Source organism: Paenibacillus tyrphae (genome assembly GCF_024158745.1).
GTDB lineage: Bacteria > Bacillota > Bacilli > Paenibacillales > NBRC-103111 > Paenibacillus_G > Paenibacillus_G tyrfis_A.
Window position 1 is genome coordinate 100,481 of record NZ_JAMZAW010000006.1, and the last position, 12,920, is coordinate 113,400.

Annotated in this window: 13 protein-coding genes and 1 pseudogene; 7 read left to right on the forward strand and 7 right to left on the reverse strand. The window is 52.4% G+C overall.

All coding sequences use genetic code 11. The annotated features are described in order from the left end of the window. Window positions 1–64: 64 nt before the first annotated feature. On the reverse strand, window positions 65–553 hold the full coding sequence (locus NI000_RS10880) for a DUF6022 family protein (protein ID WP_253410362.1): 489 nt from the start codon (window positions 551–553) through the stop codon (window positions 65–67). 159 nt (window positions 554–712) lie between these two features. Here NI000_RS10880 and NI000_RS10885 point away from each other — a divergent pair, with 159 nt between their 5' ends. Continuing rightward, entirely contained in the window at window positions 713–1,414 is a 702-nt protein-coding gene (locus tag NI000_RS10885) for a MerR family DNA-binding transcriptional regulator (RefSeq protein ID WP_253410718.1), read from the forward strand. 73 nt (window positions 1,415–1,487) lie between these two features. Here NI000_RS10885 and NI000_RS10890 read toward each other — a convergent pair whose 3' ends face one another. Together NI000_RS10890 and NI000_RS10895 are read right to left on the reverse strand one after the other, a co-directional pair. After that, complete coding sequence (locus tag NI000_RS10890; protein WP_253410364.1) at window positions 1,488–1,925, reverse strand: DUF6843 domain-containing protein; 438 nt, start codon at window positions 1,923–1,925, stop codon at window positions 1,488–1,490. Further along, complete coding sequence (locus tag NI000_RS10895; RefSeq protein WP_253410366.1) at window positions 1,919–2,824, reverse strand: LysR family transcriptional regulator; 906 nt, start codon at window positions 2,822–2,824, stop codon at window positions 1,919–1,921. Before NI000_RS10895 ends, NI000_RS10890 begins: the two co-directional genes overlap by 7 nt. 234 nt (window positions 2,825–3,058) lie before the next feature. Here NI000_RS10895 and NI000_RS10900 point away from each other — a divergent pair, with 234 nt between their 5' ends. Genes NI000_RS10900 through NI000_RS10920 form a run of 5 tightly spaced genes read left to right on the forward strand, consistent with a single transcriptional unit; the run spans window position 3,059 to window position 7,892 of the window. After that, window positions 3,059–4,438 (forward strand): GntP family permease, encoded by a 1,380-nt coding sequence (locus tag NI000_RS10900; RefSeq protein ID WP_253410368.1) that lies wholly within the window; start codon window positions 3,059–3,061, stop codon window positions 4,436–4,438. Between the two features lie 27 nt (window positions 4,439–4,465). After that, window positions 4,466–5,251: a 3-hydroxybutyrate dehydrogenase gene (locus NI000_RS10905; RefSeq protein WP_253410370.1), complete on the forward strand. Its 786-nt coding sequence runs from the start codon at window positions 4,466–4,468 to the stop codon at window positions 5,249–5,251. Between the two features lie 36 nt (window positions 5,252–5,287). Further along, the gene (locus tag NI000_RS10910) at window positions 5,288–5,989 is read left to right on the forward strand and encodes a CoA transferase subunit A (RefSeq protein WP_253410372.1); all 702 of its coding nucleotides are present in this window, start codon (window positions 5,288–5,290) and stop codon (window positions 5,987–5,989) included. Window positions 5,990–6,004: 15 nt separating this feature from the next. Continuing rightward, entirely contained in the window at window positions 6,005–6,664 is a 660-nt protein-coding gene (locus tag NI000_RS10915; protein WP_253410374.1) for a CoA transferase subunit B, read from the forward strand. 40 nt (window positions 6,665–6,704) lie between these two features. Next, window positions 6,705–7,892: an acetyl-CoA C-acetyltransferase gene (locus NI000_RS10920; protein ID WP_253410376.1), complete on the forward strand. Its 1,188-nt coding sequence runs from the start codon at window positions 6,705–6,707 to the stop codon at window positions 7,890–7,892. Between the two features lie 88 nt (window positions 7,893–7,980). On the opposite strand, the pseudogene NI000_RS10925 reads toward NI000_RS10920, so the two are convergent. From NI000_RS10925 to NI000_RS10935, 3 genes and pseudogenes are all read right to left on the reverse strand, one after another. Then, window positions 7,981–8,248: pseudogene (locus NI000_RS10925) on the reverse strand (IS3 family transposase); the annotation flags it as partial. A gap of 72 nt (window positions 8,249–8,320) precedes the next feature. After that, entirely contained in the window at window positions 8,321–9,817 is a 1,497-nt protein-coding gene (locus tag NI000_RS10930) for a monooxygenase (RefSeq protein ID WP_253410378.1), read from the reverse strand. Window positions 9,818–9,841: 24 nt separating this feature from the next. After that, on the reverse strand, window positions 9,842–10,243 hold the full coding sequence (locus tag NI000_RS10935) for a RidA family protein (protein WP_063184662.1): 402 nt from the start codon (window positions 10,241–10,243) through the stop codon (window positions 9,842–9,844). 285 nt (window positions 10,244–10,528) lie between these two features. Here NI000_RS10935 and NI000_RS10940 point away from each other — a divergent pair, with 285 nt between their 5' ends. After that, window positions 10,529–11,005, forward strand: coding sequence for a MarR family transcriptional regulator (locus tag NI000_RS10940; protein WP_063184661.1), 477 nt, complete (start codon window positions 10,529–10,531; stop codon window positions 11,003–11,005). A 288-nt stretch (window positions 11,006–11,293) separates the two neighbouring features. On the opposite strand, the gene NI000_RS10945 is transcribed toward NI000_RS10940, so the two are convergent. Further along, a complete protein-coding gene (locus tag NI000_RS10945) occupies window positions 11,294–12,718 on the reverse strand; it encodes a sugar porter family MFS transporter (protein WP_253410380.1) in 1,425 nt (474 codons plus the stop codon). Between the last annotated feature and the right edge of the window lie 202 nt (window positions 12,719–12,920).

The window sequence follows — 12,920 nt, forward strand, 5'->3', positions numbered from 1 at the left end:
CCCTTATTGTTAAACTATCGTTCTCCGTTTAATTTCGTTGATCTTCAAACTTCTTTCCCTCCCACTACTCCTTGAGTTGCCGAATCCCTTGAATGATCTGCTCCTTGACGCTCTCCCGTATCGTGTAAAACATCGGTGCTGAAGGGATATCAAACTTCAAATGAGAGTGGGGAATATCTGTCAGTAAAGTTCCAATCGGTTGACCTTGCTTATTTCGGATAACGTTCCAGAATACACGCGATCTGTTGTCTTCCGATCCCCATTTTTCAAGTGAGTTTCGAAAAATCAAGTTTTTGCCGATGACAAAATCGTCCTCTTCAAGGGTCTCCGATACTTCGAATCCAGCCTCTTCCAGCCTCTCAAATACAACCGGCATCAATTGATCCAAGAAAAGACCGTACGCTGCATCCTCGATTTCAAGAAAAGCATCGGTCAATTGGACATACATCGACTCGTACAAGGCCCTCCATTCAGATGCAATGTATCGGTTGCCTTCCGCACCGATTTCTTCGATCGTCATGTCACAATGGTAGGTTGGAAATTGTTTACTCATCATCATACACCTCTTTCTCAAATCTACTTTCATTCTATAACATATAAGCCAATTGAAAGGTTTAACGAAAAATGAGAAGGAAAATCAAATGTAATTCCAGAAAATCTTACAATAAACTTTAATCCTGATCTTTTTTAGGGGAGAGATCGCGAGTTGACAATGCGTCCAAAAAAAATGGCGGCCACATTCATGATTAGCGCCAGCACCTTACGGAATTACGAGGCCAAAGGCCTCATTCCTCCAGCAGAACGATCCGTCAATGGCTATCGTATTTATACAGACCTGCATGCAACATACTTGGCATGTATTCAAGCCATGGCTCCGGCTTTTGGGATGGAAGTGACAACCGAAGTGCTTCATTATCTTCGGCTGGACAAGACGCATGATGCTTTGTGGGTCATTAGGGAAAAGGAAGTCGCTTTATACGAGGACAAAGAGAAATTAGATAAGTTGATCGAGGATATTCGACGACAAGTGAACGAAAATGCATCTCCATATAAAAAAGAACGCTTCACCATCCATGAAGTATCTGAGCTGACTCATGTACCTAAATCGACGATTCGCTATTGGGAGCAAGCAGGTTATGTAACGGTGTACCGAAACCCTGAAAACCGTTATCGTTGTTACGATAGAGCTCATCTGCTAAAAGTCAGGTTGATCCAAATGCTTCAAAACTCCGTTTATTCAGAGGAAACCGTAAAATTTAAACAATCAATCGCCACTACCGAACATACGGATCTGCAGATGCTCATGAAGATAGCTGAGAAAATCCGAACTTTCCAAGATAAGAGGATCGAGTCCCAAATGTGTGGGATATCTTGTTTACACAAATTAATTCAATTGACAAAAGCACCGATCTAACTCGGACGGAATCAAACGTTATGGGGCCACCTGATTACATCCGCGGCGGCCCCATGATTTGTTTTAGCACGCTTCAATTGCGGCTTCTCTCATCATTCCATTGCTGTTCCGTACCGACGAAAAAAACATTGACTGAGAGTTCTTCCTTGGTTCCGTTTGAGGTAAGAACGTATTTCGATTTCATCGCCTGAGCGCGTATCATGTCAAGCTCAATTCTTTTACGGTTCCCTTGCTCGTCAAGATAATAAAATTTCATTTCTCCCGATGTCGGAGAATCCGGCGTATTCAAAATCCCTGTGCGAGGAATGAGGTTAACGTACTCCTTTCCCTCGCGAGGCAGCGGAGGGCTACCTTCCTGCTCGTATCTGATTTCGACCCATCCCGTGTAACCATCCGGCAATAAATAGATGTGACTTTTCTGATCATGAATTCCGTAATTTCCGATAACAAATGCAGCAATGGAGATTCCAAAAAAGACGACAAGATAAAGCACATATAATTTTTTCAACAAACGGGCTCACCGCCCGCCGGGCCGGAGGTCTGCTCGACAAACCGGAGGAATTCGCGCATCGCGTAGGAAACGTACCGATCTTTGTTCCAAATGACGACGAGATTCCACGGAATGGCCGGATTCGTCATCGGCAGCACCCGGACGTCCGGGTTCACGACCTTGGAGCAGATCGCTTCGGGCAGCAGGGCAATGCCTAATTCGGCGGCGACCATTTCCACTAGCAAATCCCACTGGGAGCTTTCGTGCGCGATGAGCGGATGAAAGCCGGCCTGGTGGCACGCTTCGAGCACGTGATGGCGGACGCCGAAGCCTTTGGCGAACATGAGGAACGGCTCCCGGCTCAGGTCGGCCAGCTTCACAGGGGGATGCTCCGCCAGCGGGTGCGACCGGTGGAGCACCAGCGCCAGTTGCTGCCGGATAAAAGGCATCGTCCCGAAGCCGGCTTCCTCGTCGGGAGAGATGACGACACCCAAATCGATCGACCCGTTCAGGACCAGCTGCTCGACGCTTTTGGCGCCTTCTTCGACCATCTCGAATTGGAGCCGGGGATACAGCTTCTGAAACGGCGCGACGACGCGCGGGAAAAAAACGGAGCTGATCACAGGCGGCAGTCCGATCGTAAGCGTTCCGGTTTTGAGCTGGGAGACATCGTCGAGCGTAATATACAGGTCGTTCACCGCTTGAAGGATATGATGGATTTGCTGGACCGCCGCGCTGCCCGCATCGGTTAATTTGACCTGCTTGCCCGAACGGTCGAACAACGTAACACCCAGCTCTTCTTCCATGCTCCGGACCAGCTTGCTTAGCGTCGGCTGCGTCATATGAAGCGCTTCCGCGGCTTTGGTGAAATTTTGCAGCTTGGCGACCTCAAGAAGATAAGTCAAATTTCGCAAATCCAAATAACTCATCCCCACCTATAATTTTTTGGCATCGTTGCTATTCGATGTATGAATTTTACCTCGTGACGTTCCCCATTGTAAACTGGAATAGCCGCGAGAACTTCCAATTTCGGGATGCAAAATTTCCAGAACAACACAGCTTCGGCAAACCGATGTACCGGTTTTTTGTAATCGCTATCTTTGGAAGGGTTTGCAATGTATTCATCTTAGAGAAGAAAAGAGGACAAGCGCGAGATGATCATCGAAGTTCTGGCCATTGTGTTCGCTTTGGGATTGCTCATGTTTTTTGCTTACCGGGGCTATCCGGTCATTGTATTTGCTCCGATTTTCACCTTGCTGGCCGTCGTCATCTCGGGCAATGCGCTCATGCCCAGCTATACGGAAACGTATATGACGAACGCGGCCAACTATGTAAAAAACTTTTTCCCCATATTCCTGCTGGGGGCTATTTTCGGTAAAGTGATGGAAATGAACGGGGCGGCGGCTTCCATTGCGCAGTCCATCGTGCGGGCGCTCGGCTCGAAGCGGGCGATTCTGTCCGTTATTCTGGCCTGTGCGGTACTGACGTACGGCGGCGTATCGTTATTCGTGGTTGCGTTTGCGGTGTATCCGTTTGCCGTGGCGATTTTCCGGGAAGCGAACGTGCCGAAACGGTTAATTCCGGGGACGATCGCGCTTGGCGCGTTTACGTTTACGATGGACGCGCTGCCGGGCACGCCGCAAATTCAAAATATTATCCCGACCAGCTATTTCGGGACGGACGCTTATGCCGCACCGGTTGTGGGGATTGTCGGCAGTCTGATGGTATTTTTCGGAGGGCTCTGGTGGCTGGAACGCCGGCGCAAGAGGGCCGAAGCCGCAGGGGAAGGGTACGGAACGGATCATAAGAACGAGCCGGAGCTGCTGGAAAATCAGACGTATCCGAGCCTGTGGATCTCCGTGCTGCCGCTGCTTCTCGTGCTCGTCTTCAACTATTTGCTCAGCCGCGGCTTTTTGGACGTAACGACCTGGTATAATGCGGAGCTGCTAAAATCGTTTAATATCGCGAATGTGAAAACGGTTGCATCATCTTGGGCGCTCATTATCGCGCTGTGTATCGGTATCGTCAGCGCCCTGTGCATTAATATTCGCCATGTGCAGAGCAAGCTGGCGGCCGGACTGACGGCGGCGGCGATGGGGTCGCTGCTGGCGATTTTCAACACCGCTTCGGAGGTCGGCTTCGGAAACGTGGTCAAAACGCTGCCCGGCTTTAAGTTGATTCAGAACTGGATTATGGGGCTGAGCTCGCAGCCGCTCATCTCCGAAGCGGTGTCGGTGAACATCCTCGCAGGCGTGACCGGCTCGGCCTCTGGCGGGTTATCCATCGCGCTTGAAGTGATGGGCAAAACGTACATGGCCGCGGCTCAAGCGGCAGGCATCAGCCCGGAGCTGCTGCACCGGATCGCTTCCATGGCCTCCGGGGGCATGGATACGCTGCCTCATAACGGCGCGGTGATCACGTTGCTGGCGATTACCGGCTTAACGCATCGCCAATCGTACAAGGACATTTTTGCGGTTACCGTGCTGAAGACGTTGACCGTGCTCATTTTGGCCGTAATCTTGTCGTTCATTTAAATAAGTACCTACGCGGAGGGATGGACTATGGGAGATTTTTTAACGAATAAAGTCGCGCTAATTACGGGAGCGGCCAGCGGCATCGGCCTGGAAATGGCCCGCACCTTTGCGAAGGAAGGGGCCAGCGTGGTCGTCTCCGACATGCACGGGGACAAGGCGGAGAGCGCGGCGGAAGAGCTGCGCAGCGCGGGCTATGAAGCGATGGGCGTGAGCCTCGACGTGACGCGGGAGAGCGATTTTGCGGCTGCGGTCGAAGCGGCCCGCGGTGCTTACGGGAGACTGGACATTCTAGTCAACAATGCGGGCCTGCAGCATGTCGCTCCGATCGAGGATTTTCCGGTGGAGAAGTTCGACTTCATGCTGAGGGTGATGCTGACCGGCGCTTTTATCGGGATTAAGCACGCATTTCCGATCATGAAAGAGCAGGGCTGGGGCCGCATCATCAACATGGCCTCCATCAACGGAGTGATCGGCTTCGCGGGCAAAGCCGCTTATAACAGCGCCAAGCACGGGCTGATCGGCCTAACGAAGGTCGCAGCCCTGGAAGGGGCGGCGCACGGCATTACCGTCAATGCGCTGTGCCCGGGCTACGTCGATACGCCGCTCGTTCGCGGCCAGCTGAACGATCTGGCGAAAACCCGCCAGGTGCCGCTGGAACGGGTGCTGGAAGAGGTCATTTACCCGCTGGTCCCGCAAAAACGGCTGTTGTCGGTCGAGGAAATCGCCGAATTCGCCGCGCTGATCGCCAGCGACAAAATGAAGGGCGTCACCGGAGCATCGCTGCTTATCGACGGAGGCTACACCGCGCAATAAAACATAAATCAACGGATTTTTAGAGGAGGAGAGGACATGGCCACAAGTAAATTGATGGACTCCATGGCGGAAGCGGTACGGGATATTCAAGACGGAGCCGTGCTGATCGTCGGCGGCTTCGGGCTGTGCGGCATTCCCGAGCATCTGATCGCGGCATTGAAGGAGCAGGGGACGAAGGATTTGACCGTCGTCAGCAATAACTGCGGCGTCGACGACTGGGGGCTGGGTCTGCTGCTCGCCAACCGGCAAATCAAGAAAATGGTGTCCTCCTATGTGGGGGAGAACAAAACTTTCGAGAAGCAGTTCTTGAGCGGAGAGCTGGAGGTCGAACTGGTGCCGCAGGGCTCGCTCGCGGAACGGATTCGGGCAGGCGGCGCGGGGATTCCGGGCTTTTACACGGCGACCGGCGTCGGGACTCCAGTTGCGGAAGGCAAGGAGCACAAGACGTTCGACGGGCGGACGTATCTGCTGGAGCGGGCGATTGTCGGGGATTTTGCCTTGGTCAAAGCTTGGAAGGCCGATCCGATGGGGAATCTCGTCTTCCGCAAGACGTCCCGCAACTTCAATCCGATGGCCGCTGCGGCAGGCAAAATTACGATTGCGGAAGCGGAAGAGATCGTAGGCGTCGGGGAGCTGGACCCGGATGAGATTCATACGCCGGGCATTTACGTGCAGCGTGTCGTACAGGGCGGAAGCTACGAGAAACGGATCGAGCGGTTAACGGTCCGCAGTGTCTAAAGAGGAGGGTTCCACATGAGCGATAGCCGAACCAGAATTGTGAAACGGGCCGTTCGGGAAATTCAGGACGGCATGTATGTGAATTTGGGGATCGGGATGCCGACGCTGGTCGCCGACGAAATTCCGGCCGACCTGAATGTCATGCTGCACTCGGAGAACGGGCTGCTGGGGATCGGACCGTACCCGAAACAGGGTGAGGAAGATCCGGATTTGATCAATGCCGGGAAAGAAACGGTCACGGCGATTCCGGGCGCTTCGTACTTCGACAGCGCGGAGTCGTTCGCCATGATTCGCGGCGGCCATATCGATCTGGCGATTTTGGGCGGGATGGAAGTATCCGAAGGGGGCGATCTGGCCAACTGGATGATTCCCGGCAAAATGGTCAAAGGTATGGGCGGCGCGATGGATCTGGTGAACGGAGCCAAGCGGATCGTCGTCATTATGGAGCATGTCAACAAGCATGGGGAAGCGAAAGTGAAGAAGGAGTGCACGCTCCCGCTGACCGGCCAAGGCGTCGTGCACCGGCTCATTACGGACCTCGCCGTCTTCGACTTTACCACTCAAGGGATGGTGCTGATCGAACTGCTGGGCGGCGCAGGGCTGGACGAGGTGCGGGCGAAAACGGAAGCTTCGTTTACGGTCGATCCCCGGCTGGCGGAGGAATTGGGCGCTTGAATTATACATGCCGGTTTAACAAAGCTTGGAGGAGGTTCACATGAATAACGATGCGGTGATCGTAAGCGCCGTCCGTACGGCGATCGGCGGGTTTCAAGGAGCGCTGTCGGGCATTCCTGCCACGGAACTCGGCAGTCTCGTGATCAAAGACGCGTTGGAGCGGGCTGGCGTCAGCGAGGAGCAGGTCGACGAGGTGATCATGGGCAACGTGCTGCAGGCGGGACTCGGACAAAATCCGGCGCGCCAGGCGTGGCTGAAAGGCGGCTTTTCCCATGCGGTGCCTGCGGTGACGGTGAACAAGGTGTGCGGCTCCGGCCTCAAGGCCGTCATGCTGGCAGCGCAAAGCGTGCGGCTGGGCGATGCGGAGATCGTCGTGGCGGGCGGCATGGAAAATATGAGCCAAGCGCCGTACTTGCTGGAAGGCGCCCGCTCGGGGCTGCGCATGGGCGACGGCAAGCTGGTCGATTCGATGGTTCGGGATGGACTGTGGTGCGCTATGTGCGATATCCATATGGGGATCACGGCGGAAAATATCGCGGACCGGTATGAACTTACCCGTGCAGAGCAGGACGAATTTGCCGCTTGGAGCCAGCAGAAAGCGGAGCAGGCGATCCAGTCGGGCCGTTTTCGGGACGAAATAGTCCCCGTATCGATTCCGCAGCGCAAAGGCGATCCGGTCGTCTTCGATACCGACGAGCATCCGCGCTACGGTACGACAGCGGAAACGCTCGGCAAGCTTCGCCCTTCGTTCCGCAAGGACGGCACCGTGACCGCCGGGAACGCGTCGGGCATCAACGACGGAGCGGCTGCGCTGGTCGTCATGTCCGCGGTCCGTGCAGCGCAGCTCGGACTGAAGCCGCTGGCGCGGATCAGAGGCTATGCGCATGCGGCTTTGGACCCTTCGGTCATGGGACTCGGTCCTGTGGATGCGGTCCGCAAGCTGCTCGGCAAAACCGGCGTGTCGATGGACGACATCGACCTGCTGGAGCTGAACGAAGCGTTCGCCGCCCAATCGCTTGCGGTCGGACGGGACCTCGGCGTGCCGCGGGAGAAGCTGAACGTGAACGGCGGCGCCATCGCGCTCGGCCATCCGATCGGAGCGAGCGGCGCGCGCGTGCTCGTCACGCTGCTCCATGAGCTGGGCAAGCGCGGAGGGAAGCTCGGGCTCGCGGCGCTATGCATCGGCGGAGGGCAAGGGGTGGCGATGCTGGTAGAGCGGGAGGCGTAACGGCTGACGCGTACGGTGCGGTTTTATAGCGTAAAAAGAGGAGCGCGCAGGGTGAAGTGACCCCAAAAAGTTAGACATAGTTATTTCATTAGGCAGCTTGTAGGGCATGAGTACGGTATTGAACCGGGCTCATGCCTTTTAATTTTGCCTTCATTCGTTTGTGGTTGTAGTAATCGATATATTGGGCTAGTTCTTTTTTAAAAGGTTCCATACTTTCATACCGAAAAATTCTCAATTACCGCATTGTCGTAACAATTGCCCTTACGGGACATACTTTGCGTGATTCTTCTTTCTTGCAACGCATGATGATATTGCTTCATCTGATCATGCCAGCCTTGATCGGAATGCAGGAGGAGGCTTGTTCCATCATCTACAGACCTTGCCTTGGCTGAGTAAGGGGGAGGCGGTTACACACCTCAAACGAATTACTAATCCGTAATGTTTCCGCACCAGCGAGTGATTCCTTCATTTATGGTTTGCATTGGATTCGGATCTGATAGAGAAATCGCCCAGGCAATATGTCCATCCGGCCGAATAAGTGCCGTGTGGACGTCGTTCCAATCCGCGTCTGCCTCAGCCAAAGATGCATGTACAACTTGAAGGTTGCTATACGTTTCCCATTGACCGCTATTCTGTACGTTAAAATGGAAGTGCAACAGAAGAAAAGTACCTTTGTGTAGGAACGGATAGGAGTTAATCAATTGCCCGTCTTTCAGCTTTAAGCTTAGATCCTTGAAACGTTTCCCGTTTAAAGGATGGGGAGGCGCTTCGGCGTCTGGAGCATAATGTACATCAATTGCGGAAACTTGTGCGGCGATTTGATAATTAGCCTCCGGTATTTGAATCAGATTAGCCAGCATGCTTCGCAGTTCCGTGATGGGAGGAGTCACGTCCAGAAGCAGGGTTTGGACCTCGGTATTCCGGAGCAAGGCCGTATTCCATGGGAAACGTTCGGTATGATAACTGTCCAATAGCCAGTCCGGAGCCCAGCCTTTGATTGCTCCTGCAAGCTTCCAGCCTAAGTTCATCGCTTCTTGTAAGCCGACGTTCATTCCCTGTCCACCAGCCGGAAAATGAATGTGCGCCGAATCTCCCGCCAAAAACAATCGACCATTCCGATAGCGTCCCGCTTGCCGCGTCGCATTTCCGAAACGGGACATCCATTTCACATCGTTCAATCCCAGGTCGCTTCCGGTCGTACGGATGATCGATGAACGAAACTCTTCAAATGTAACGGTCTCATCCTTAGAGATGTTACGTCTCTCCATATCGATAATTAAGACCCGATACATATGATCATTGATCGGCATGATGCTGACCAAACCTTTTTCTGTAATCCGGGATATGACACTCATAGGAGCCAAATCAGATAAAACGGCATCCCCCAGAATAGCCGTGAAGGTCGCGTCTGTACCTTCAAATGATATATTGGCATGTTTGCGAACCAAACTTCTAGCTCCGTCCGTACCTACCACATAAGCAGATCTTATCGTTGTTTCTCCATTAGGTCCCGCGATCTTAACGTCGACCCCATCCTCATCCTGATGCACAGATAAAGCCTCAACCTCTCTCCAGACCTCTGCGCCAAGGCTAAGAGCCCATTCCTCCAGCACCTTCTCCGTCTCACTCTGCGGTAAAAAGAGAGTGTGATTGGAAGAAGAATCCAACACCGAGAAATCCAAAGGAGTTTCTAATCCGGCAAAATGCCCTCTTGAAAGTAAGCGGCCTTTACTGATTAATTTTGATTTCACTCCACGCATATCTAATATTTCAAGGGTTCGTGGATGTACTGTAAGCGCACGTGAATATGGAGTTGTCTCTTTTAATCGCTCAATGACGCAGACCTTTGCACCGGCTAATGCCAATTCTCCAGCCAACATCATGCCGACAGGTCCGCCACCGATAAGGATGACTTCATATTTCATATAAATAACCTCTTTTCTTAAACATTATGGGAAGATCACGATAGCGTCTATTTCGATAAGCCATTCAGGATCGGCTAGTGCTTGAACGCCAATATAGGTACTTGCTGTCTTCGGCCAGTTAGGGCCAAACACATGAAATCCGGCGTCAAAAATAATCGAAATCAATTCCGGGTTGTGGTTTACTACAAAAATATTCATTTTTGCAATGTACAATGGATCCGCTCGCGCGGCTTCCAATGCATACTTTAGATTGGTGAACACTTGAATCGCTTGCGCGTAATAGTCCCCTGAACCGACCAATGCTCCTGTTTCATCTACAGAAACCTGACCTGAGATGAAGGCCAGTTTAGAGGCAGTAGTTACCACGACATGAGAAATTACAGATGTAACCTTATCCGTCAATGTCTTTGGATTCACGATTTCCATAGGCAAGCATGCTCCATTTCCATATTTATAAATCTTCTCTTGAAAAGTGGATAAGTGTTTCCGAAAGAACCTCCTTCATAAATTATTGTTTCGTAGGAACTCTTTTTAATCCTTTTTAAAAAGGTTGAAAATAAAAATAATATATAATTTTTGTTTCATATGAAACAATATTATTGTACTGGGTCACTCCTTATCCTGTCAACCCCGATATGAGCATGCCCGTTTGTTTCTCAGAAAATAATCTATGCTATAATGAAACAAATGAGTCGAGGAGTCAGCATAATCATGGATACTGCCAATAAAAACAAAACCGCAATTCATGAATTTTTCGTTCAGTTTCTTCAGCAAAAAGAGCAATATGAAACCCGAATAACTGCAACATACCTCGAGGATATCCGGAAGCATATCGAACCGGAATTCAGATTGAACATGACGGAACTGCACACCATTGCGTGCATCGGAGAGCAGGAGCCGATCAATGTCACTTCCATCGCGGAAAGGATAAATTTAAGCAAAGGGAATACTTCCAAGATCACAAATAAATTACTAAAGGCAGGTTGGGTGCGAAAAGCCCAACTCAACGATAACAAAAAGGAAGTGTATTTTCGGCTAACGCCTGTCGGCAAAAAGCTATTTGCTGCTCATGATGAGCTCCATACGAAGGAAAAGCAAAGAATGTACGAATTTTTGGAAAGATACAACGAAAGCGAGCTTGAATTTATCAAACGGCTGTTTGGAGATATGGTTGACTTCTATCGCTAACGTACCTCAACAAAGACAATAGGCAGCCGTCCAGAGTTGAACTGTACATAGGTTAGACAATGTTCAGATCGAAGGTTACTACTAACAATCCCGCCTAAAATAATGATCACTCCAATCCACTGGTGCAAGCCTATTGGTTCAACTAGCACTAAAGAGGATATTGGTCCTTCTAAATATTGTTTGACATTTAGCCAAAAGAAAAGCACCTCCCGCTGTTAGATGTTTGTCTAACAATGGGGGTGCACTTCAGGGGAGCGGCTCCTCTTTTTCGTATGATATGCAAAGCCCTTAATCGACCGCTGCAGCCAGAGCCGGTTGGTCGCCCGGTTCGGCTTTCGCTTTGGCCGCCCAGACGGCTTCGATTTCCTCCAGCGATTTTCCTTTCGTCTCGGGTACGACGCGCCAGGTAAACAGGAACGTAACGAGCGACAGCGCGCCGAAAATCCAGAAGGTCATCGCAGGTCCCGCGGTATTCAGCATCGGCGGGAACGACTGGGACACGATATAATCGGCCGCCCAGAGCGACATGGAAGCGATCGCCGTCGCCCGCCCGCGGATGCGGTTCGGGAAAATCTCGGACAGCAGCACCCAGACGACCGGACCGAGCGAGATGGCGAAGGCGGCGACATAGACCAAAATAAAGACCAGCACCAGCGGACCTGAAGTTTGCCCGCTATGGAATGCGATACCGATGACTAGCAGAGAGACGGTCATCAAGGCCGAGCCGACCAGCAGCAGCGCTTTGCGCCCCGCTTTATCGATCAGCCACAGGGCCAAAATCGTGAACAGGAAGTTGATCAGCCCGACCAAAATGGTCTGGACCAGCGAAGCGTTCGTCCCGGCGCCGGCTTCTTTGAAAATTTCCGGGGCATAATACATGATGGCGTTAATTCCCGTCACCTGCTGCAGCACGGCCAGCACCACGCCGACGAGCAAGGCGGTGCGCAGCCCAGGGCTGAACAGCTGACGGAGCGAGGCGTTCTCCTGCTTGAACGATTCCTTGATGTCCAGCACTTCCTGCCGGGCCAGATCGTCGCCGTGAATTTTTAGCAGGATCGGCAGCGCTTCGACCGGTCTTCCCTGCTTGATCAGCCAGCGAGGGCTTTCCGGGACGAAAAACAGTAATACCAGGAACAGCACTCCCGGAAGTACTCCGACACCGAACATCCAGCGCCAGCCGGTGGCGATATTCCAGGCATCATTGCTGTAGCCGGCAATGCCCGAGTTGACAAAGTAAACGAGGAAAATACCGGTCACGGTGGCAAACTGGTTCAGCGCCACCAGACGGCCGCGGTACCGGGCGGGGGCAATTTCCGCGTTATACAGCGGGCATAGGGTCGAGGTGATGCCGATCCCGATGCCTCCGATCATCCGGGCAATAATGTAACCGGTGAACGTCTCCGGGACTGCGGAGCCGACCGAGCCGATAATGAACAGCGCCGCCGCGGCAATCAGCACTTTTTTTCGGCCGAATTTGTCGCTCAGCATGCCGGAAACGGCGGCCCCGGCAATGCAGCCGATAATCAGACTGGAAACGGCCCAGCCGACCTCCAGTTCGTTCAAATCGAAGCGCTGCTTCATAAAACCGATTGCGCCCGATACGACAGCCGTATCAAATCCGAACAATAAGCCGCCCAAAGCGGCAACGATAGAAACAAGCGTGACGAATTTCATGCTGACTTGTCCGTTTTGCGTGTTGGGAATGGTGCTCATGATACATTCTCCTTTCCGTGAATCCGGAAGTGGGTTCATTATATCACGCAAGCCAGCGCGGCTAGCCGGCAATCATCCGCACTTATTTGTGCTCTTCCCGCATTTAATTCGGAAATCCCTTGCTTCCTAAGCTGCCCGGCGCGGGCTAGCATTTTCTTGTTCTCCGAACGCAAAAAAGTCCATGCCTTAAGAGAGCATGGAC

What these genes read in the sequence shown, in the direction of transcription:
- NI000_RS10880 (WP_253410362.1), bottom strand. Translation starts at nt 553, where the DNA reads ATGAGTAAACAATTTCCAACCTACCATTGTGACATGACGATCGAAGAA.
- NI000_RS10885 (WP_253410718.1), top strand. Translation starts at nt 713, where the DNA reads ATGCGTCCAAAAAAAATGGCGGCCACATTCATGATTAGCGCCAGCACC.
- NI000_RS10900 (WP_253410368.1), top strand. Translation starts at nt 3,059, where the DNA reads ATGATCATCGAAGTTCTGGCCATTGTGTTCGCTTTGGGATTGCTCATG.
- NI000_RS10905 (WP_253410370.1), top strand. Translation starts at nt 4,466, where the DNA reads ATGGGAGATTTTTTAACGAATAAAGTCGCGCTAATTACGGGAGCGGCC.
- NI000_RS10910 (WP_253410372.1), top strand. Translation starts at nt 5,288, where the DNA reads ATGGCCACAAGTAAATTGATGGACTCCATGGCGGAAGCGGTACGGGAT.
- NI000_RS10915 (WP_253410374.1), top strand. Translation starts at nt 6,005, where the DNA reads ATGAGCGATAGCCGAACCAGAATTGTGAAACGGGCCGTTCGGGAAATT.
- NI000_RS10920 (WP_253410376.1), top strand. Translation starts at nt 6,705, where the DNA reads ATGAATAACGATGCGGTGATCGTAAGCGCCGTCCGTACGGCGATCGGC.
- NI000_RS10930 (WP_253410378.1), bottom strand. Translation starts at nt 9,817, where the DNA reads ATGAAATATGAAGTCATCCTTATCGGTGGCGGACCTGTCGGCATGATG.
- NI000_RS10935 (WP_063184662.1), bottom strand. Translation starts at nt 10,243, where the DNA reads ATGGAAATCGTGAATCCAAAGACATTGACGGATAAGGTTACATCTGTA.
- NI000_RS10940 (WP_063184661.1), top strand. Translation starts at nt 10,529, where the DNA reads ATGGATACTGCCAATAAAAACAAAACCGCAATTCATGAATTTTTCGTT.
- NI000_RS10945 (WP_253410380.1), bottom strand. Translation starts at nt 12,718, where the DNA reads ATGAGCACCATTCCCAACACGCAAAACGGACAAGTCAGCATGAAATTC.